The sequence below is a fragment of the Burkholderia sp. AU15512 genome (assembly GCF_002223325.1).
Taxonomy (GTDB): Bacteria; Pseudomonadota; Gammaproteobacteria; order Burkholderiales; family Burkholderiaceae; genus Burkholderia.
Genome location: NZ_NKEX01000003.1, coordinates 991955 through 1013103, shown reverse-complemented (window position 1 = coordinate 1013103; position 21149 = coordinate 991955). Strand labels below are relative to the sequence as shown.

Here is a 21149-nt window from a genome sequence, read left to right as displayed (position 1 = left end):
CAGTCATTCCGGATGAAGCGGCGTGATGCGCGGCCGGCCCGTGACGGGATGGCGATCGACGAGCGCGGCGACGCCGAACACGTCGCGCAGCAACGCTTCGGTCAGCACGTCGGCCGGCACGCCCGATGCGACGACCCTGCCGTGCGCGAGCACGTGGAGCCGGTCGCAATACGCGGCCGCGAGATTGAGGTCGTGAATCGTGGCGAGCGTCGCGATGCCGAGGCGCCGCACGCGCGCGAGCAGTTCGAGCTGATGGCGCAGGTCGAGATGGTTGGTCGGTTCGTCGAGCAGCAACAGTTCGGGCTGCTGAGCGAGTGCGCGGGCCAGCAGCGCGCGCTGCTTCTCGCCGCCCGACAGCGACGCGAAGCGTTGCGCACGGCGCTCGACGAGGCCGACGTCGTGCAGCGCGGAGTCGACGATCCGGCGATCGTCCGCCGTCTCCGCATCGAACGGCCGCTGGTGCGGCGTGCGCCCCATGCCGACCAGCTCGTCGACCGTCAGCCCGAAATCGTCCGGCGTCTCCTGCTGCAGCACCGCGATGCGCTGCGCGACCGCGCGCGGCCGCATGCGCCATACGTCCTGCGCATCGAGCGCGACACGGCCGGTGTCGGGCCGCGCGTAACGGAACACGCAGCGCAGCAGGCTCGTCTTGCCGCTGCCGTTCGGGCCGACCAGCCCGACGAACTCGCCTTCGGCCACGCACAGCGTGACGGAATCGAGCACGGTGATCGCGCCGCCGGGCGACCAGCTCACGCGTTCGATGTCGAGCATGTGCATCACGGGACGCGCGCCGTGCCGCATCAGAAGCGCATCGTCGCGACGAGCTCCGCCGAGCGCGACGGGCCGAGCAGCCATTGCTCGCCGCCGTTCGACGTCGTCACCGCATACGTGCGGTTCGCGAGGTTGCGCAAGGTCAGCGCCAACTCGGTGCGCGACGTCGGCTGCCAGCGCAGCGACGCGTCGAACACCGTGTACGACGGCACGTGCACGCGGTTCGCGTCGTCGCCGTAGGTCGCGCCGACGTAGCGCACGCCCGCGTTCGCCTGCCAGTGCTCGGCAAACGCCCAGCCGAGCCACAGGTTCGCCGTCTGCTGCGGCACGTTGGCCGGCGCATTGCCGGCGCGCGACACCGTCGTGCTGCCGACCTTCTGGTTGAACGCGTCATAGCGTGCGCGCAGCAGCGCGACGTTCGCATCGACCGTCCAGCCGTGCGGCAGCCGCGCGCCGCCCGTCAGCTCGATGCCGCGCGACGATTGCCTGCCGACCTGCTGGCGCAGCGCGGGATTGAACGGATCGGTGGTGAGCAGGTTGCGCTTCGTGATGTCGTACACGGCGAACGTCCAGTATGCGCGGCCGTCGAGCAGCGTCTGCTTGACGCCGGCTTCCCACTGTTCGCCAGTCGCGAGCCGGTAGCTCGCCTGCGACGCGGACAGCGTCACGAGCGAGCCGAGGCCCTCCGCGCCCGTCGTGTACTGCGCATACGCGCTGAGTGTCGGCGCGACCTCGAACACGAAGCCGGTGCGCCAGCCGACATTCGCGAAACGCTTGTCGAAGCCCGCGCCGGTCGCTGCCTGCTCGCGGCTGAACGCGATGTGGTCGTAGCGCAGCCCGCTCACCCACGCGAGCCGCGGCAGCACCTCGAGCCGGTTCTCGGCGAACACCGCGGCCTGCCGTGCGCGCGTGCTGAACTGCGGCACCGTCGGGTCGGGGCTCGTGAACACGCCGGGGTCGAAGCCGTGCGCGGGCACCGTCGACTCGCCGCCGTACGGCGAATTGTTGGTGCCGCTGAACGTGATCTGGCTGAATTCCGTGCCGACGACGAAGCGGTTCGCGCGGCCGAACAGCGTGCCGTCGAAGCGTGCGCTCAGCCGATCGCCGATCTGCCGCTGGTGGTGGCCGATGTCGAGATAGTCGCCGCGCGTGACGCGCCCCGTCGCGGCATCGAGCGCATACGATTCGGCGTTGCGCCAGTGGCGATTCGACGTCAGGTAGTAGAGCTGGTTGTCGATCGTCACGCCGGCCGTCGGCCGGTAGGTCGCCGACAGTCGCGTCCACTGGTCGTAATAGGAAATCGACGCGTCGGCGACGTTGTAGTTGCGCTTGCGCAGCGACGGATCGAGCACGCCGTTCGGCGCCGGCACGCCATAGTAGGTCGCCGGCATCTGGCGGCCGTAGTCGAAGTCGAGCGTCAGCGTGAGCGTCGGGCTCACGTCGAACTTCAGCGCGCCGCCGACGGCCGTCGTATGCGTATCGGCCCGCTCGGCGAGACCGTTCGCGCGCGCATCGCTTGCATGGAAGCGATACGACAGCCGCGGGCCGAGCGCGCCCGTCGTACCGAACGCGGCGCGCTTCGCACCATCCAGGCCGACACCGACCTGCAGCGTCGTCTCGCGCGTGCGCTGCGGCCGCTTCGGCACCACGTTCACGACACCGCCGATCGCGCCTTCGCCGTACAGCACCGACGCCGGGCCGCGCAGCACCTCGATGCGCTCGACCGACCACGTATCGAACGGGAACGTGATCGTGCCGGCAGCCGGCATCAGCCGCACGCCGTCGAGCAGCGTCATCACCGATTCCTGCCCGCTGAAACCGCGCACGCTCAATGCGGTGCCGCCGGTGCCGGGCGCCATCGCACTCGAGAAACCCGCGGTGCGTGTCACCGCGTCGAGCACCGTGCGATCGCCGCGTGCGTCGATCGTGCCGGCCGTGACCGTCTCGACGCTCGCGGGCGTGTCGAGGCTCGCGAGCCCGAGCCGCGAGCCGGTTTCGAGCGGTTGCGTCAGCGGGTCGGCCGGTGCGGATGGCGCGCTGACGTTGATCGCCGGCAGTGCATGCCGTTCGTCCGGTGCGGGTGCGGCCGCTTCGGCGGCCCACGCGCCGGAGCTCGCCATCGCGCAGCCCAGCAGGGTCGTGCAGCCGCGGGCCGCGCGAACGCGCCAGGCGTCGGCGTTCCGGCGCGACGCGGCGTGGTGCCGCCCCCCGCGCGCCGGGGTGTGTCTGGTTTTCGTCACGTCGTATCGATCTTCGGAGGGTGGCGTCGCACGCGGCCGTGCCAGGCAGCCCGGCCCGTCGGTGGCGCAAACCCCGGATGATACAATATATCATCTTGATTCGTCAGGATTTCGTCAGGTTGTCCCGGCCGGGTGCGCGGCCGGGGCCGTACGCCGCGCCTACAACGGAAAACTGAACTGCACCCACAGCTTGTCGCCCTGCGGCCGGTTGCGCACCGCGAACTCGTGCTGGTACTTCACGACCACGCCCGACGCCGGCCCCCACATGACACACAGTTGCGGGCCGATCGCGACCGATTGCCCGCGAAAGCCGTCCGACGCGACCTTGACGCCGTCCTGCGTATCGTCGGTGAACTGCTTCAGGAACGTGCCCTGCACGCCGAGCTGCACGCGCCGGTCGATCGCATAGCCGATCAGGTAGTCGAGCACGGCGACCGCCCCCGAGTGGTAGCGCGTCGCATGGTTCGGCGAATTCAGCTCCAGCAGCGTGGTCGTCGAGATCTCCCAGTCGCGGCCCGGAAACCAGGTCGTGCTGACGTACGGCAGGAACGCAACCGTGTTCAGCCCGGTGTTCGCGATCCGGTTCGCCGCATACGCACCGGTCGGCACCGCGAACGACGGCGAGAAGAACGCGAAGAAGGTCTTCGATGCGTTCGCGTAGTTGATCATGAACGGCTCGAGGATCACGTCGCCGAGCGACGTGCGGTTTCCCGTCCCGCCCGGCGTCGACAGATGCAAATGCACGATCGGCACGATCGCGCTGCTCGACAGCGAGAACGGCCCGAGCGTCGCGCCCCAGGTGTGAACGACGCGCGGCGTTTCCGCGACGACGCTCAGGTGGAACCCCGGCACCGCATTGCCGCCGTCCGGCCCGGCGAACCGGTTCGACGCGTAGTAAAGCGAATAGTTGAAGTACTGCGTGTTGCCGGGCGGCGGAAGCAGCCCGTTCAGCACCGTGTTGACGCCGAACGGATAGCTGATCTGCCCGTTCTCCGTGGCCGACGCCGGAACCTGAATGGCTCCGGCGATCAGGAGTGCCAACGGTACTCGTCGCAAGGTGAATCTCATGTCGTCTCCAGACCGGATTGTTATCGTGTCATCGCGAGCCGGGCATCGCAGGCCCGGGGAGACGCAATGTAAAGCGCACGACAGCGGCGAAAAAGACGACGTTCGGGAGAACAGTTCTCCGTCACACGGAGAAATACGCGACGGTGCAGCGCCGGCCTGCGATCAGCGGCCGACTGCCTTCCATTTGCGCGCGAGCCCGAGGCGTTCGAAGCGCTCGATCAGGAACTCGGTGAACACGCGGATCTTCGCCGGCTGATGGCGGCGGCTCTGGTACGCGATGTTGACGGTGAGCGCCGGCAGTTGCCAGTCGGTGAGCACCGGCACCAGCTTCCCCGCGACGATATCGTCGTGAATGATGTAGAGCGGCTGGATCAGGATGCCGAGCCCGGCAAGTGCCGCGGCGCGGATCACCTGCCCTTCGTTCGCATCGAGCACGCTCTTGATCGTGACCGACTGCTTCTTCGCGCCGTGGCGGAAATGCAGCACGTACGGATCGTTCGCAAGGTTGTAGACCAGCAGCCGGTGGTCGCACAGCGCATCGGGCGTCGCCGGCGCGCCGTGCTTCGCCAGATACCCGGGCGACGCGGCCAGCACGCGCCGCGTCTCGGCGAGCTTGCGCACGGTGATGCCCGAATCCGCTTCATGCTCGCGCGTGCGGATCGCCACGTCGATGCCGGCCTCGATGAAATCCGGATAGCGGTTCGCCGCGACGATCTGCACGTTCAGGTTCGGGTAGCGCCGATGGAACTCGGGCAACGCGGGCGCGATATAGATCGACGCGAACGATACCGATGCGGTCACGCGCAGCGTGCCGGCCGGATTGACGCTCGCTTCGTTGACCGCCGCATCGGCCTCCGACAGTTCCATCAGGATCGCGACACAACGCCGGTGGTATTCATGCCCGGCGTCGGTCAGCCACAGGCGGCGCGTGGTGCGCTCGACGAGCCGCGCCCCCAGCCGCTCCTCCAGCGCGTTCAGGCAGCGGCTCGCCGCCGCGCTCGACATCCCGAGCCGCTCGGCGGCCTTCGACAGGCTGCCCAGCTCGGCGACCTGCACGAAAAATTCGATCTGCGTCCACTTGTCCATGCGTTCGATTCTTCCACCTGGCGGAGAACAAAACTCCTCCAAACCCTCTTTTTTACGATCCGGGGAGGAATTAATGTTACGTCAACGCGTTATCCAACGACATCAGGAGACACCCCCTATGCGCAATCTCAACGAAGACACCATCACACAGGCCGTGATCGCGTCGCTGGGCGGCTGTCGCGACGAGCGGTTGCGCACGGTGATGACCAGCCTCGTCCAGCATCTGCACTCGTTTGCCCGGGAGACGAAGCTCACCGAGGCCGAATGGCAAGCCGCGATCGGCTTCCTGACGGCCGTGGGCCACATCACCGACGACAAGCGCCAGGAGTTCATCCTGCTGTCCGACGTGCTCGGGCTGTCGACCCTCGTCACCGCGCAGAATCACGCGAAGCCGGCCGGCTGCACGGAGGCGACCGTATTCGGTCCGTTCTACGTCGAAGGCAGCCGCGACTTCGGGATGTTCGACGACATCGCGAACGGCGCCTGCGGCGAGCCGTGCTTCGTGTCGGGCCACGTGCGCGGCATCGACGGCCTGCCGATCGCGCACGCCTCGCTGGAAGTCTGGCAAGCCGACGAGGACGGCCACTACGACGTGCAGCTTCCGGCCGACGACGGCTCGGTCACGCACCGCGCGCGCGGCCGGCTGCGCACCGATGCCGACGGTCGCTACGCATTCCGCTCGATCCTCGCCGAGCCGTATCCGATTCCGCACGACGGCCCCGTCGGCGCGATGCTCGACGCGCTCGGCCGTCATCCGTGGCGGCCCGCGCACCTGCACTTCATGATCGAGGCGCGCGGCTACGAAACGCTGATCACGCACGTGTTCCGCGACGGCGACCGCTATCTCGACTCCGATGCGGTGTTCGGCGTACGGTCGACGCTCGTCGCCGACTGGGTCCGGCACGCGCCCGGCATCGCGCCGGACGGCTCGCGCATGGACACGCCGTTCTACACGCTCGAGTACGACTTCGTGCTCAATCCCGCGGAGCGCGCCGCATGATCCGCCACGTCGTGATGTGGAACGTCGCCGGCGCGACCGAACCCGAGCGCGCGGCGGCACGCACCACCGTCAAGACCGCCTTCGAAAGCCTGCGCGGCCGGATTCCAGGCATGACGCACCTCGAAGTCGGCGCGGATTTCAGCGCGGCCGACCACGCGTGCGACCTGATTCTCGTCGCCGATTTCGAGTCGCGCGCAGCACTCGACGCATACGCGACGCATCCTGAACACGCACGCGTACGCGACGCACTGACGGGCCTGCGCATCGCGCGCCATCAGGTCGACTACGCAACGGAGTAACAACGACATGAACTTCATCTACCAGGCCCGCCCCGCCCGCGTGATCTTCGGCGCAGGCAGCCTCGAGCATCTCGAACGTGAAGTGCTGGAACTGGGCGCGCAACGCGCGATCGTGCTCTGCACGCCGGAGCAGCGCGACCTCGCGCAACGCCTCGTCGAGCGGCTCGGTGCGCGCGCGGCCGGGCTGTACGATCGCGCGACGATGCACGTGCCGATCGAGATCGCCCGCGATGCGCAGGCGTTCGCCAGGTCGTGCGATGCGGATTGCGCGATCGCGATCGGCGGCGGTTCGACGATCGGCCTCGGCAAGGCGATCGCGCTCGAAAGCAGCCTGCCGATCCTCGCGATTCCGACGACGTACGCCGGCAGCGAGATGACGCCGATCTACGGCCTGACCGAAGGCGGCCTCAAGCGCACGGGCTCCGACGCTCGCGTGTTGCCGAAAACGGTGATCTACGATCCCGCGCTCACCGTCACGCTGCCCGTCGAGCTGTCCGTGACGAGCGGCCTCAACGCGATCGCGCACGCGGCGGAAGGCCTCTACGCGAACAACGCGAACCCGGTGATGAACCTCGTGGCCGAAGAAGGCATTCGCGCGCTCGCGCGCGGCCTGCCCGGCGTGCGGCGCGACCCTGCCGATCTCGCCGCGCGCAGCGACGCGCTCTACGGCGCGTGGCTGTGCGGCATGGTGCTCGGCAACGTCGGCATGGCGCTGCACCACAAGCTCTGTCACACGCTCGGCGGCAGCTTCAACCTGCCGCACGCGCCGACCCACACGGTCGTGCTGCCGCATGCGCTCGCGTACAACGCCGCGCACGCGCCGGACGCGATGCGGCGGATCGCCCGCGCGATCGGCACCAACGACGCCGCACGCGGCCTCTACGCGCTGGCGCTCGACAACGGCGCGCCGGTCGCGCTGAAGGCGATCGGCATGCAGGAAGCCGACCTCGATCGCGCCGCCGATCTCGCGGCCGCCAATCCGTACTGGAACCCGCGCCCGATCGAACGTGACGGCCTGCGCGCGCTGCTGCAGGACGCGTTCGACGGCAACCTGCCCGGCTCGACCGCGCGCTGAGCCGGCTACACGACAAACCAACAAAAGATACCGTCATGGAGACACCCCGCATGAACACCGAATCAAGCGCGCACGGCGACAGCACCGTCGAACACTGCGACGTCGCCATCGTCGGCTACGGCCCGACCGGCCTCGTCGCCGCCTCGATGCTGGGCCGCGCCGGCCATCGCGTGATCGTCGTCGAACGCTGGCCGACGCCCTACGGCCTGCCGCGCCTCACGCACATCGACGGCGAAACCGCGCGCATCGTGCAGGCGAGTGCCGATGTCGATCACGCGCTGCGCAACGCGAAGGCCGTCGACACCTACCATTACCGCGATGCGAACGGCGACCTGCTGCTCGAACTGAACTGGGCCGGCCGCGCGTGCGGCTACCCCGCGCACATCTCGATCTACCAGCCCGACATCGAGGACGCGATCGATGCGCGCGCCAGCACGTTCAGGAACGTGACGATCCTGCGCGGCTGGGAAGTCGATACGCTGCTGCAGGACGACGACGGCGTGACGCTGACCGCGCATCCGTCGCGCGGCAGCCAGGACGCGCAATGGACCGGCAAGCCGCGCACGATTCGCGCCCGCTACGTGATCGGTGCCGACGGCGCGAACAGCTTCGTGCGCCGCACGCTCGGCATCGAACGGTCCGATTTAGGCTACAACGAGCGCTGGCTCAATCTCGATTCGGAGAACCAGCGCGATCTCGGCGACGGCTGTGCGCGCACGACGATCTACTGCGATCCGGCACGCGCGTACATGCACATGCCGATCGGCACGAAGCGCACGCGGTTCGAGCTGCGCGTGCTGCCGGACGAATCGACCGCCGAATGGGAAACGGAAGAAGCCGGCTGGAAGTGGCTCAACGACCACTACGGCTACGGCCCGGACGACCTGAAGCTGCTGCGCCATGTCGTCTACACGTTCGAGACGCGCATGGCCGAACGCTGGCGCGCCGGCCGCGTGCTGCTCGCGGGCGATGCCGCGCACACGATGATGCCGTACATGGGACAAGGCGCGTGCTCCGGCATGCGCGACGGCATCAACCTCGCGTGGAAGCTCGACCTGGTGCTGACCGGGCGTGCGTCCGACGACCTGCTCGACACGTTCGAAGCCGAGCGTCGCCCGCACGTGACCGCGGTCACGCAGATGTCGCTGTTCCTCGGGCAGGTGGTCAACGAGGACGACCCGCGCAAGGTCGCCGAGCGCGACGCGGCCTTCCGCTCCGGCAACATGCCGCCGATGCCGCCGTTCCCGAAGCTCGAGCACGGCATCGTGCACGACGAAGCCGACGGCACGCGCCTGCCGACGACCGGCGCGCCCGCACCGCAGGGGCGCGTGCGCCGCGGCGCGGCCGAGGGCCGCTTCGACGACGTGGTCGGCCGCGGATTCCAGCTCGTCGCGCGCGAACACCCTTCCCGCTACCTCGACGACGCGCAGCGTGCGTTCCTTGCGCGGCTCGGCTGTCGCGTGGCCGTGCTGTCCGACGACGTGAGCGCACCGGATGCCGTGGTCGACCTCGACGGCGAACAGCACGCGTTCATGCACGCGCACGGGATCGGCGCGTATCTCGCGCGGCCGGATTTCATCGTATTCGGCTCGGTGGCCGACCTGCGCGACCTCGGCACGCTCGTCGATGCGCTCCGCGACAAGCTGTACTGGTCCGCCGCGTCGGCCGAGCCGTCCGCCGCTTCGGCAGCTTCGGCGGCCGTCACCCACGCATCGTGAAGGAGGGTTGCGCATGACGACCGAACTGTCACCGTTCGCGCTGTCCCTGCAACGCGCGATGCCCGTCACGCGCCTGCTCGACTGCGGGATGGACCATGCGGACGCAATGGCACTGCACGCGCGCACGTCCGCGGGCGAACCGTGGGACATCGCGGCCGAAGCGCTGGCCGACGCGCAGCTCGCGCGCGCCGCGCAAGCGGCGGAAGCCGGCCACCGGGTCACGGCCGCCGACGCGCAGGCGATGGCCATCGCGAACCTGCTGTTTGCGCAGATGGCGTTCAACCACGACGTGCCGCGCAAACGCGCGCTCTATGCGCGGCTGGTCGACGCGTCGCACGGTCTCGCGCGTTGGTCCGACAAGCGCATCGAGCGGGTGGAAGTGCCGTTCGGCGATGCGCACCTGATCGGCTGGCTGGTCCGGCCGCCGACCGAACGCGTACGCGGCGCCGTCATCCTGTTCGGCGGCCAGAGCGGCTGGGGCTTCGCGTACTGGCCGATCGCGCGCGCGCTCGCGGCGCGCGGCGTCACGACGCTGCTCGCTGAAGGGCCGGGCCAGGGCGAGACGCGGCTCGAACAGCGGATCTTCGTCGACGTCGACATGCGCGCCGCGTACCGGCGTTTCGTCGATGCGGTCGCCGACCGCGTGCCCGGGCCGATCGGTATCTGGGGAAACAGCATCGGCGGGTTGTGGGCGGCCGCGACCGCCGCGAGCGACCAACGGATCGCCGCCTGCTGCGTGAACGGTGCACTCGCGGCGCCGACGCTGCTGCCGTTCCGCACGTTCGTCGAACAGGCTGCGGCCATGCTCGGCAACGACGATCCCGATGCGGTAACGGCAAACTTCGCGCGGATGCGCTTCTCGTCCGAACGCGACCGCATCACGTGCCCGCTGCTGGTGCTGCACGGCGGCGACGACCCGCTGATCCGGCTCGACGATCAGCAGCCGTTTCTCGATGCGGCGACGTCCGGCGATGCGACGCTCAGGGTCTGGCCGGACGGCGAGCACACGATCTACAACCATGCGTCCGAGCGAACCGCGTTCGTCTGCGACTGGTTCGTCGAGCGGTTCGCGCGGGCGTGACGACGCCAGGCAGTGGGTCGGGAACCGGGCGGCCCGGCGGCCCGACTCAACCGCCGAGCTTGAACGACGGCAACTGCTGCGCGAGCCGCGCGCCCATTTCCGCGCCGAGTGCCTGCAGCGCATTGAACGGCCGGATCATGACTTCGAACTCGACGATCCGCCCTTCTTCGTCGAAGCGGATCATGTCGATCCCCTTCAGCGCCTTGTCGCCGATGGCCGCACTGAACTCCAGCACCACGCTCTTGCCGTCGTCGGTGACGAACTGGCGGTGATAGGTGAAATCCTCGAGGATCGTGATCACCGTGCGCAGCGCCAGCAACAGCGCGGGCGCCGGCCCGTACGGCTTGAACGCCATCGGCGAACGGAACACGGCGTCCGGATGGACGATCGACTCCAGTGCGCCAAAATCCTTGCGTTCGACCATCGCGTGCCACGTGTCGAGCGATTGCGCGACAGCGGGTTGAAGGTGCAGCGGTGCGTTCGTCATCGAAGGCTCCTGTATCGTCGGGCGGAAAAGAAACGAATCGGTCTGAAATCTCAAAGGGTCGCGGCCAGCGTCGTGCCCTGGTGAATCGCGCGCTTCGCGTCGAGCTCGGCCGCTTCGTACGCGCCGCCGATCACGTGCACCTTGCGCCCAGCGGCCTCCAGTTGCTCCGCCAGTTCGCGCAACGGCTCCTGCCCCGCGCAGATCACGACGTGGTCCACCGGCAGCGTCTGCTCGACGCCATCGATCGTCACGTGCAATCCTGCGTCGTCGATACGCCGGTAGGTCACCGCCGACGACATCCCGACACCACGCGCCTTCAGCGCCGTGCGGTGGATCCATCCGGTGGTCTTGCCGAGCCCGTCGCCGACCTTCGATGCCTTGCGCTGCAGCAGATGGATTTGCCGTGCCGCCGGCTCGGGGTGCGCATGACGCAAGCCGCCTGCGTTCGCGTACGACGGGTCGACACCCCACTCGGCGAAGAAGCGGTCCGCATCGACGTGCCCGGCGCCCGCACGATGCACGAGATATTCCGCGACGTCGAAGCCGATCCCGCCGGCGCCGACGATCGCAACATTGCGGCCCACCGCCTTGCCGTCGCGCAGCACGTCGAGATAGCCGAGCGCCTTGGCGTGCCCGACCCCGTCGATCGGCGGTGTGCGCGGCACGATGCCCGTCGCGATCACCACTTCGTCGAATTCGCGCTGCTGCAGCAGCTCGGCGGTCGCGCGCGTATTGAGGTGTAGCGTCACGCCGCGCAATTCGAGCTGCCGGCGGAAATAGCGCAGCGTCTCGTTGAACTCTTCCTTGCCGGGCACCTTCTTCGCGATGTTGAACTGGCCGCCGATCTCGGCGCCGGCTTCGTACAGCGTCACCGCATGCCCGCGTTCAGCCGCGGTGACCGCGAAGCCGAGGCCCGCCGGCCCGGCGCCGACCACGGCGATCCGCTTGCGCTGCTGCGCGGGGCGAATCACGAGCTCGGTTTCATGGCACGCGCGCGGATTCACGAGGCACGACGTGATCCGGCCGCTGAACGTATGGTCGAGGCAGGCCTGGTTGCAGCCGATGCACGTGTTGATTTCGTCCGCGCGCCCTTCCCGCGCCTTGCGGACGAACTCGGCATCGGCGAGGAACGGCCGCGCCATCGACACCATGTCGCAATAGCCGTCGGCCAGCAGTTGCTCCGCGACGTCCGGCGTGTTGATCCGGTTGGTCGCGACGAGCGGGATGCCGACCTTGCCCATCAACTGCCGCGTGACCCAGGCGTACGCGGCGCGCGGCACCTTCGTCGCGATGGTCGGAATGCGCGCCTCGTGCCAGCCGATGCCCGTGTTGATGATCGTCGCACCGGCCGCTTCGATCGCCTGCGCGAGCCGGATCACTTCGTCGAGCGTCGAGCCGCCTTCGACGAGATCGAGCATCGACAACCGGTAGATGATGATGAAGTTCGTGCCGACCCGCTCGCGCACACGCCGCACGATCTCGACCGGGAAACGGATGCGGTTCTCGTACGCGCCGCCCCATGCGTCGTCGCGATGGTTCGTGCGCGACGCGATGAATTCGTTGATCAGATAGCCTTCGGATCCCATGATCTCGACGCCGTCGTAACCCGCATGCTGCGCGAGCGCCGCACATCGGACGAAATCGGCGATCGTCTCGTCGACTTCATCGCTCGTCAACGCATGCGGCGTGAACGGGTTGATCGGCGCCTTCAGCGCGCTCGGCGCGGCAAGCGCCGGGTGATACGCGTAGCGCCCGAAATGCAGGATCTGCAGCGCGATCTTGCCGCCCTCCGCATGCACCGCGCGCGTCACGACACGATGACGCTCGGCTTCCGCTTCGGTCGTCAGCATCGCGCCGCCGGGCGCCGGACGGCCCCGCTCGTTCGGCGCGAAGCCGCCCGTGACGATCAGGCCGGCCTCGCCGCGCGCCCGCTCCGCATAGAATGCCGCCATCCGCTCGAAGCCGTTCGGCGCTTCCTCGAGGCCCACGTGCATCGACCCCATCAGCACGCGGTTCCTGAGTGACGTGAAGCCGAGCTCGAGCGGGGTCGTCAGATGCGGATAACGCGACGTCATGGGGTATCTCCATTTTTTATGCAACAAGTTGCACAGATAGTAGTCGACCGCTTTCGTTTATGCAACCCGTTGCATAAACACATCCGTCATCTTGTACTGTGGCCCCGATATGGCAAGATGCGGTTCATTCCGCGGCCTCCTTCGATCCGACATGTCCCTGCCCCACGCACTCCTCACCGCGCTTGCCGAACGCCCGGGTTCAGGCTCCGAACTCGCCGACCGTTTCGATCGCTCGATCGGCTATTTCTGGCAGGCGACGCATCAGCAGATCTATCGCGAGCTGGGACGTCTCGAGGAAACGGGCTGGATCGAATCGCTGCCGGCCGAATCGGGGCGCGGCCGCAAGCGCGCGTACCGGATCCTGCCGGCCGGCAAGAAGGAGTTGCGCCGCTGGATCGCCGAACCGGAAGACCCGACGCCGCTGCGCGAAGCGTTGATGGTGCGCCTGCGCGCGGAAGCGGTGCTCGGCCCGGCCGGCCTCGAGGACGAAATCAGGCGGCGCATCGCGCTGCACCAGGAGAAACTCGACCTGTATCTGCAGATCGAGGCACGCGACTTTTCGGAAAGCGCCGATTCGCGCACGAAGCGCCTTCAGCACCTGGTCCTGCAGGCCGGCATCGCGAACGAGCGGTTCTGGGTCGAATTCTCGCAGCACGCGCTCGACGTGCTGCGCTTGCCGAAAGACTGAACGACTGAACGACTGACGGAGGACATGACGATGACGCAGAAAACCGTGCTCTGCTACGGCGATTCGAACACGCACGGCACACGCCCGATGACGCGTGCCGGCGTACTGGAGCGGTTCGCACGCGAAGAACGCTGGACCGGCGTGCTGGCGCACACGCTCGGCGCGAGCTGGCGGGTCATCGAAGAAGGATTGCCCGCGCGTACGACCGTGCATGACGATCCGATCGAAGGCCGGCACAAGAACGGATTGTCGTATCTGCGCGCGTGCGTCGAAAGTCACTTGCCCGTCGATGTCGTCGTGCTGATGCTCGGGACCAACGATCTGAAGACACGCTTCTCGGTCACGCCCGCCGACATCGCGACGTCGGTCGGCGTGCTGCTTGCCGAGATCGCCGCGTGCGGTGCGGGCCCGTCCGGTGCGTCACCGACGCTCGTGCTGATGGCGCCTGCGCCGATCGTCGAGGTCGGCTTCCTCGGCGAGATCTTCGCGGGCGGCGCAGCGAAGTCGCGGCAGCTCGCGAAGCAGTACGAACAGGTGGCAAGCGACGCCGGTGCGCACTTTCTCGATGCCGGCGCGATCATCGAGGTGAGCCCGGTGGATGGCGTTCACTTCGCGGCCGATCAGCATCGTGCGCTCGGGCAGCGGGTCGCCGCCCTTCTGCAGCAGATCGCGTAACGCGCACGAGCGCCGAACCGCAGCCGCGCGGCGTGTGCCGGAACACGGCACGCCGCGCGCGGAAAGCCGGTCACGCGTCCGGCAGGATCACCACCTTGCCCTTCACCTGCCGCTTGGCCATCCGCGCGATCGCATCGGCCGCATCGGCCAGCGACACACGCTCGGTGATCGCGGGTCGTACCTTGCCGGCCGCGAACCATTCGGCCAGCAGGCGCATGTTCGCGACATGCTGCTTCGGATCGCGGCGCACCGCATCGCCCCAGAACACGCCCAGAATGTCGCGCTCCTTGAGCAGTGCCAGGTTCAGCGCGAGCTTCGGAATCTCGCCGGCCGCGAAGCCGACCACGAGGAACCGGCCGCGCCACGCGGTCGCGCGCAACGCCGCTTCGCTGTAGGCACCGCCCACCGGATCGTAGACGACGTCCGCACCGCGCCCGCCGGTCAACTCGTCCACGCGGCGGCGCAGGTCTTCGGTCGCATAGTCGATCGTCTCGTCGGCGCCCGCTTCGCGGCACAGCGCCAGCTTGTCCGCGCTCGACGCCGCCGCGATCACGCGCGCGCCAAGTGCCTTCGCGATCTCGATCGCGGCGAGGCCAACGCCGCCCGCCGCGCCCAGGACGAGCAACGTCTCGCCTGCTTGCAGCCGCGCGCGCTGCTGCAACGCGTGCAGCGACGTGCCGTACGCGAGCACGAGCGCCGCGCCCTGCTCGAATGTCATCCCCGGCGGCAGCGCGGCAAGCTGGTGCACGTCGGCCACGCACTGCTGCGCAAAGCCGCCGTGCCCGGTGAACGCGACCACCGCATCCCCCGGCTGCCACGCGGTCACGCCCTCGCCCACCGCGTCGATCTCGCCGGCAAATTCCGCGCCCGGCGAAAACGGCAGCGCCGGCTTCACCTGGTACAACCCCTGGACGATCAGCGCGTCGGGGAAATTGAGCGACGCGGCCTTCACCTGAACCCGGACCTGCCCCGCGGCCGGCTCGGGAATCGCCACGTCCTCGATGCGCAAGCTGTCGATCGGGCCGAATGCGGTACACAACAGGGCTTTCATGTTCGTCTCTCTCCTTGAGCGGCGTCGCCGCGCATCGAATCATCCCGCGGGGCGCGCCCGCACGGCCGGCTTACGACGAATCCGCGGTAGCCGACGGAATCGGCATCCACGACATCGTCTGCATTCCGGAATGTCGGTGAAGCCATGATCAGAACCACGCGTCGCGCATGTCGAGCGTCGTCGTGTCGACGCGCGCGAGCAGATCGAGCTGCGCATCCACTTTAGGCAGTTCCCAGTTGAAGAAATAGCGGGCCGCCGCACGCTTGCCGTCGTGGAAATCGTCGGCGTGCCCGTGCGCGGCGAGCGTCACGTCGAGCCACAGCCACGCGACGACGAGATGGCCGAACGCTTCCAGGTAGACGCTCGCATTCGCGAGCCGCGCCTGCGGATCGCCGATCGCACCGAGTTGCCGCGTGACGTCGACCAGCCGCGCCCAGCGCCGCGCCAGCGCATCGGCCTGCTCGCGCAGCTCGGCACCAAGCGCTCGCGCGCGTTCGACAGTCGCGCCGATCCGCGCATCGAGCGCGTGCAGCGACGCGCCATCGTCCTGTGCGACTTTGCGGCCCAGCAGGTCGAGCGCCTGGATCCCGTGCGTACCTTCGTGGATCGGGTTGAGACGATTGTCGCGATAGAGCCGCTCGACCGCGTAATCGCGCGTGTAGCCATAGCCGCCGTGCACCTGGATCGCGAGGTCGTTCGCCGCGAGACACCACTGCGACGGCCAGCTTTTCGCGATCGGCGTCAGGATGTCGAGCAGGCGCGTGGCATCGGCGCGCACGTCCGCATCATCGTGCGCGCGTGCTTCGTCGACCCGCTTCGCGCAATACAGGATCAGCGCGAGACCGCCTTCGACATACGCCTTCTGCGCGAGCAGCATGCGCCGCACGTCCGGATGGTCGACGATCGGCGCCTGCGGCGCGGCGGCATCCTTGCCTGTCGGCCCGAGCGGGCGCCCTTGCGGCCGGTTGCGCGCATAGTCGAGCGCGTGCAGATAACCCGTGTAGCCGAGTGCCACCGCGCCCGCGCCGACACCGATGCGCGCTTCGTTCATCATGTGGAACATGTAGGCGAGGCCGTGATTCGGCTGGCCGACCAGATAGCCGATCGCGCCTGCGCGCCCTTCCGGGCGGTAGCGCGTGCCTTCGCCGAAATTCAGCAGGCAGTTGGTGGTGCCGCGGTAACCCATCTTGTGGTTCAGCCCGGCGAGCACCACGTCGTTGTGTTCGCCCTGCGCCGCGCCGTCGGCGCCCGGCAGGTACTTGGGCACGATGAACAGCGAGATGCCGCGCGTGCCGGGCAGCAGCCGGCCGTGTTCGTCGGGAATCTTCGCGAGCACCAGGTGGACGATGTTCTCCGTCAGCTCGTGTTCGCCACCCGAGATCCACATCTTGTTGCCGGTCAGCCGGTAGCGCGGGCCGAGCGGCGAATCGCCCTCGAAATCCGCGCGTGTCGCGATGTCGGACAGCGACGAACCGGCCTGCGGCTCGGACAGGCACATGGTGCCGAGATAGCGCCCTTCCAGCTCCGGGCGCGCAAATGCGTCGATCTGCGCGGGGCTGCCGTGCGCGACGAGCAGGTTCGCGTTGGCGGCGGTCAGGAACGGATAGGCGGACGTGGCGATGTTCGCGGCCTGGAAGAACAGGAACGATGCGGCTTCGACCAGCTTCGGCAAGCGCATGCCGCCGAGCGCTTCGTCGTGGCCCGCGGCGATCAGCCCGGCGTCCGCGAACGCGCGCACGGCCGGTTCGACGTCGGGGATCAGCGTCACGCGCTCGCCGTCGAACTGCGGCTCCTCGCGATCGCCACGCGCCGCGTGCGGCGCGAACAGGTCTTCGGCAATCCGCTCGCTGGTGTCGAGCACCGCGTCGAACGTCTCGCGACTGTGCTCGGCGTAGCGCGGCAGCGCGACGAGCGCTTCCGCGTCGAGCCAGTCATACAGCAGGAACGCGAGATCGCGTCGCGACATCAACAAGCTCATCGTGCTGCCTCCCGGGGCCGGCTTCGTCAGCCGAATGAAGGATTCCGTGACGGAAAGTGCTGGCTGGAATTTAGCACGGTCGTTCTAAAACGACAACGACGGATCCGCTAGTCCGCGTAACCGGAATTGCGCCGATCGAGCCGGCGCAGCAAGCCGGGCCAGACGAGCGCCCCGGCGCCCATCCCGCGCGTAACCGCGGCGATCTGCTGCTTGATACCGTCGAGAATCGGCTGGCCGATCGGCAACAACGCAGCGCCGCCGGCCTGCGCGCGGACCTGGATCATGCAGGCTGCTTCGAAGAAGTACATCGCGACGAACGCGTCTGCCGGCGTCGCGCCGACGGTCAGCAGGCCGTGGTTGCGCAGCATCAGGTTCGTGTTGGCGCCGAGGTCGTGCACGAGGCGCGCCTTCTCGCCCTCGTTGAGCGCAATGCCCTCGTAGTCGTGATAGCCGAGCGACGCCAGCACGCCGAGCGACTGCTGCGACAGCGGCAGCAAGCCCCCTTCCTGCGCCGATACGGCGACGCCGTTGATCGAATGCGTATGCATCACGCACAGCGCGTCGTCGCGGGCCGCATGCACCGCGCTGTGGATGGTGAAGCCGGCCGGGTTGATCTCGTCAGGTGATTCGGACACCTTGCGTCCGTCGAGATCGACCTTCACCAGCGACGATGCCGTGATCTCGTCGAACATCATCCCATACGGGTTGATGAGGAAATGGTGCTCCGGGCCGGGCACGCGTGCGGAAATATGGGTGAATACGAGATCGTCCCAGCCGAATAGCGCGGTGAGACGATAGGCTGCCGCGAGGTTGACTCGCGCATCCCATTCGGCGGGGGAAACCGACTGCTTCACACTGACTTCGGAAGAGGCCACGTCACGCTCCTTGCGCAGGGGTCGATGTGCACCGGGCCGCACGATGCGGCCCGGCGTGGGGAATATCGTGCGTCAGCCCGCGTGCGGCTTCGCGAGCTGATCGGCAACCGGCAGGCTGCGGATGCGCGTGCCGGTCGCCGCGAAGATCGCATTGGTCAGCGCCGGCGCAACGGGCGGCAGCCCCGGCTCGCCCACGCCGCCGAGCGGTGTCGCAAAATCGTCCGGTGCGACGAGATGCACGCGGATTTCGCGCGGCGCCTCGTTCATGCGCAGCACCTGGAAGCCGTTGAAGTTGCTCTGCTCCGGATGGCCGTCCTTGAACGTGATCTCGCCGTGCAGCGCGATGCCGAGCCCCATCACCACCGCGCCCTCGAGTTGCGAGCGTACCCGCTCCGGATTGACCTGCGGGCCGCAGTCGATCGCGATGTCGACGCGCGGCACCGTGACCTTGCCGTCGGCATCGACCTGCACCTCGCACACCACCGCCGTGTACGACACGAAGCTGCGATGCGCGGCGATCCCGAGCCCGTGCCCCTTCGGCAGCTTGCGCCCCCAGCCGGCGCCGCGCGCGACCGTCTCGACCACGCGCCGCAGCCGGCCGGTATCGATCGGATACAGCGCCGGATCCTCGCCGTAGTTCGTGTTCTTCACCGTGATGTGCGGCTCGAAACGCCGCGCGGGCCCGATCAGTTCGAGCAGGAAATCCTTCGGGTCGCGACCGGCCGCGTGCGCCAGCTCCGACACGAAGCTCTGGATGCCGAACGCATGCGGGATGTTGTAGACCGAGCGGAACCAGCCGATCCGCGTGTAGGCTTGCGCGGCCGGATTCTCGATCCGCACGTTCGGAATCGCAAACGGCAGGTCCGCAATCCCCTGCGCGAGCTCGCCCGGCTGCTCATGCACGACACCGGCCCTGAACGTCGACTGGATCGACGGCGCGACCGTGCGATGCTGCCACGCGACCACTTTCCCCGACGCATCGATCCCGCCGTCGAACGCCTCGAGCGACACCGCGTGGAAATAGTCGTGCGCGATGTCGTCCTCGCGCGTGAACGTCAGCTTGACGGGTGCGCCGACCGCCTTCGACAGCAGCGCCGCCTCCACCACGTAGTCGGGCTTCGACTTGCGGCCGAAACCGCCGCCGAGCAGCGTCACGTTGACCGTCACGCGCTCCGTCGGCAACCCGAGCGCCTTCGCGACCTCGTCACGCGTGGTCTGCGGCGCCTGCGTGCAGGTCCACACTTCGCAACGGCCGTCGGCCACGCGCGCGACGGCCGCGGGCGGCTCCATCGTCGCGTGCGCGAGATGCGGGATGTAGTACGTCGCCCGCACGCGCTTCGCGGCGCCGGCCAGCGCTGCCGCTGCATCGCCGTCGTTGCGGATCACGTCGCCCGGTTGCGCGGCAGCCGCTTCGAGCGTCTCGCGATACGCGGCGGAATCGTAGTTCGCGTTGGGCCCGCGCTTCCAGTCGATCTTCAGTTCCGCGCGCGCCTGGATCGCGGTCCACGTATCGCGCGCGACGACGGCCACGCCGCCGAGCGGCTGGAAGCCGGACGGCAGCGGTGTTGGCGCAAGCTGCACGACCTTGACGACACCCGGCAGTTTCTCCGCCGCCGATGCATCGACCGATGCGACTGTGTCACCGTAGGCCGGCGGCCTCGCGACGACCGCATACAGCATCCCGTCGAGCCGCGTGTCGATCCCGTAGTGCGCGCGGCCGCCGACGATGTCGCGCCCGTCGATCAGCGCCGTTTCACCCTTGCCGATATAGCGGAATTCAGCCGGCGCCTTCAACGCCACCGTAGCCGGATCCGGCACCGGCAGCGCCGCTGCCTTCGCCGCCAGGTCACCGAAGCCGAGCTTGCGCCCGCTCTTCGTGTCGACGACCTCATGCACCGTCGCCTTGACCTGACGCGCATCGACGTCCCACGCCGCCGCTGCCGCCTGTTCGAGCATCGTGCGTGCGGCCGCGCCCGCGCGGCGCAGCGCCGCGAAGCTCTGGCGCAGGCTGCGCGATCCGTCGGTGTTCTGGTTGCCGTAGCGCGGCTCGTCGCCCACGGCCTGCGCGACTTTCACGCGCGCCCAGTCGGCGCCCAGTTCGTCCGCCACGACCAGCGCGACGCTCGTGCGCACGCCCTGCCCCATCTCGGAGCGGATGCAGGTCACGGTGACCGTGCCGTCCGGCGCGATCGCGACGAACAGGTGCGGATCGTCGCGCAAGCCGTGCGGCATCCCGGCGCCGCCATACTGCGGATTCGCACTGACGGGCGGCTGCACCGGTGTCGCCGCGTGGACGAGCGACGGCACGCCGAACGCGAGCAGCAGCCCGCCGGATGCGAAGCCGAGCAGCAGCGCGCGACGGCTTTCGTTATGGACGGAGAGTTCGGGCGCGCTCATGCGGCACCTCCGCGGCGCACAGCCAGGCGGATCGCCGCACGAATGCGCGTGTAGGTGCCGCAGCGGCAGATGTTGCCGGACATCGCATCGTCGATGTCGGTGTCGGTCGGATGGGGATTCGTCTTCAGCAGCGACACGGCCTGCATGATCTGCCCGGACTGGCAGTAGCCGCACTGCGCGACGTTCAGTTCCTGCCACGCCTGCTGCAGCGGATGATCGACGTTCGTCGACAGTCCCTCGATCGTCGTCACGCGCTTGCCGGAAGCGGCTGCGACCGGGGTGATGCACGAGCGGATCGCAACGCCGTCGAGGTGTATGGTGCAGGCGCCGCACAGCGCCATGCCGCAGCCGAACTTGGTGCCGGTATCGCCGAGGACATCGCGCAGATACCAGAGCAACGGCATGTCGGGATTGCCGTCGAAGTGCTGCTCGCTACCGTTGACGGTCAGCGTGATCATCGTTCACCTCCTGGTCGAGGCGCCCGCGTCGCACCACGGGTGCCGGGTGGGGATTCGAACGGTGCCGAGCCGGCACCGCCTGGTGGACTGCTTCGCCGGAAGAACCGGCGCTCGATGTGTTTCCCGG

The 21149-nt window shown here is 68.4% G+C and carries 18 protein-coding genes; 7 read left to right on the top strand and 11 right to left on the bottom strand.

Annotation, left to right across the window (positions count from 1 at the left end; genetic code table 11):
- Positions 1-3: 3 nt before the first annotated feature.
- The 4 genes from CFB43_RS07390 to CFB43_RS07375 form a co-directional block, all read right to left on the bottom strand.
- The gene (locus CFB43_RS07390) at positions 4-777 is read right to left on the bottom strand and encodes an ABC transporter ATP-binding protein (RefSeq protein WP_089495274.1); all 774 of its coding nucleotides are present in this window, start codon (positions 775-777) and stop codon (positions 4-6) included.
- Positions 778-800: 23 nt separating this feature from the next.
- Positions 801-3011, bottom strand: a complete 2211-nt coding sequence (locus tag CFB43_RS07385) for a TonB-dependent receptor (protein WP_441299736.1) — start codon at positions 3009-3011, stop codon at positions 801-803.
- 159 nt (positions 3012-3170) lie between these two features.
- Complete coding sequence (locus CFB43_RS07380) at positions 3171-4079, bottom strand: SphA family protein (protein ID WP_089494605.1); 909 nt, start codon at positions 4077-4079, stop codon at positions 3171-3173.
- Between the two features lie 162 nt (positions 4080-4241).
- Positions 4242-5165 carry a LysR family transcriptional regulator gene (locus CFB43_RS07375; protein ID WP_089494604.1) on the bottom strand — a complete coding sequence of 308 codons (924 nt, stop codon included), beginning with the start codon at positions 5163-5165 and terminating at the stop codon, positions 4242-4244.
- Between the two features lie 118 nt (positions 5166-5283).
- Here CFB43_RS07375 and CFB43_RS07370 point away from each other — a divergent pair, with 118 nt between their 5' ends.
- The 5 genes from CFB43_RS07370 to CFB43_RS07350 are packed head-to-tail and all read left to right on the top strand — an operon-like array spanning position 5284 to position 10338.
- A complete protein-coding gene (locus CFB43_RS07370) occupies positions 5284-6165 on the top strand; it encodes an intradiol ring-cleavage dioxygenase (RefSeq protein ID WP_089494603.1) in 882 nt (293 codons plus the stop codon).
- On the top strand, positions 6162-6464 hold the full coding sequence (locus CFB43_RS07365) for a Dabb family protein (RefSeq protein WP_089494602.1): 303 nt from the start codon (positions 6162-6164) through the stop codon (positions 6462-6464). The genes CFB43_RS07370 and CFB43_RS07365 overlap by 4 nt, the downstream gene beginning before the upstream one ends.
- Before the next feature lie 7 nt (positions 6465-6471).
- On the top strand, positions 6472-7539 hold the full coding sequence (locus tag CFB43_RS07360; RefSeq protein WP_089494601.1) for a maleylacetate reductase: 1068 nt from the start codon (positions 6472-6474) through the stop codon (positions 7537-7539).
- 50 nt (positions 7540-7589) lie between these two features.
- The gene (mhpA, locus tag CFB43_RS07355) at positions 7590-9257 is read left to right on the top strand and encodes a bifunctional 3-(3-hydroxy-phenyl)propionate/3-hydroxycinnamic acid hydroxylase MhpA (RefSeq protein WP_089494600.1); all 1668 of its coding nucleotides are present in this window, start codon (positions 7590-7592) and stop codon (positions 9255-9257) included.
- A 13-nt stretch (positions 9258-9270) separates the two neighbouring features.
- Positions 9271-10338: an alpha/beta hydrolase gene (locus tag CFB43_RS07350; protein WP_089494599.1), complete on the top strand. Its 1068-nt coding sequence runs from the start codon at positions 9271-9273 to the stop codon at positions 10336-10338.
- A 46-nt stretch (positions 10339-10384) separates the two neighbouring features.
- Here CFB43_RS07350 and CFB43_RS07345 read toward each other — a convergent pair whose 3' ends face one another.
- The gene (locus tag CFB43_RS07345; RefSeq protein ID WP_089494598.1) at positions 10385-10825 is read right to left on the bottom strand and encodes a nuclear transport factor 2 family protein; all 441 of its coding nucleotides are present in this window, start codon (positions 10823-10825) and stop codon (positions 10385-10387) included.
- 50 nt (positions 10826-10875) lie between these two features.
- The gene (locus tag CFB43_RS07340) at positions 10876-12900 is read right to left on the bottom strand and encodes an oxidoreductase (protein ID WP_089494597.1); all 2025 of its coding nucleotides are present in this window, start codon (positions 12898-12900) and stop codon (positions 10876-10878) included.
- A gap of 151 nt (positions 12901-13051) precedes the next feature.
- On the opposite strand from CFB43_RS07340, the gene CFB43_RS07335 reads away from it, so the two are divergent.
- A complete protein-coding gene (locus tag CFB43_RS07335; protein ID WP_174975641.1) occupies positions 13052-13588 on the top strand; it encodes a PadR family transcriptional regulator in 537 nt (178 codons plus the stop codon).
- Between the two features lie 30 nt (positions 13589-13618).
- A complete protein-coding gene (locus CFB43_RS07330) occupies positions 13619-14263 on the top strand; it encodes an SGNH/GDSL hydrolase family protein (protein ID WP_089495273.1) in 645 nt (214 codons plus the stop codon).
- Positions 14264-14333: 70 nt separating this feature from the next.
- Here the strand turns inward: CFB43_RS07330 and CFB43_RS07325 are convergent, their stop codons facing one another.
- The 5 genes from CFB43_RS07325 to CFB43_RS07305 form a co-directional block, all read right to left on the bottom strand.
- Positions 14334-15314, bottom strand: a complete 981-nt coding sequence (locus CFB43_RS07325) for an NADPH:quinone oxidoreductase family protein (protein ID WP_089494596.1) — start codon at positions 15312-15314, stop codon at positions 14334-14336.
- A gap of 148 nt (positions 15315-15462) precedes the next feature.
- A complete protein-coding gene (locus tag CFB43_RS07320; RefSeq protein ID WP_089494595.1) occupies positions 15463-17292 on the bottom strand; it encodes an acyl-CoA dehydrogenase in 1830 nt (609 codons plus the stop codon).
- Between the two features lie 107 nt (positions 17293-17399).
- Complete coding sequence (locus tag CFB43_RS07315) at positions 17400-18167, bottom strand: class II aldolase/adducin family protein (protein ID WP_089494594.1); 768 nt, start codon at positions 18165-18167, stop codon at positions 17400-17402.
- Positions 18168-18239: 72 nt separating this feature from the next.
- Positions 18240-20564, bottom strand: a complete 2325-nt coding sequence (locus CFB43_RS07310) for a xanthine dehydrogenase family protein molybdopterin-binding subunit (protein ID WP_089494593.1) — start codon at positions 20562-20564, stop codon at positions 18240-18242.
- Positions 20561-21022, bottom strand: coding sequence for a (2Fe-2S)-binding protein (locus CFB43_RS07305; protein ID WP_089494592.1), 462 nt, complete (start codon positions 21020-21022; stop codon positions 20561-20563). Before CFB43_RS07305 ends, CFB43_RS07310 begins: the two co-directional genes overlap by 4 nt.
- Positions 21023-21149 lie beyond the last annotated feature (127 nt).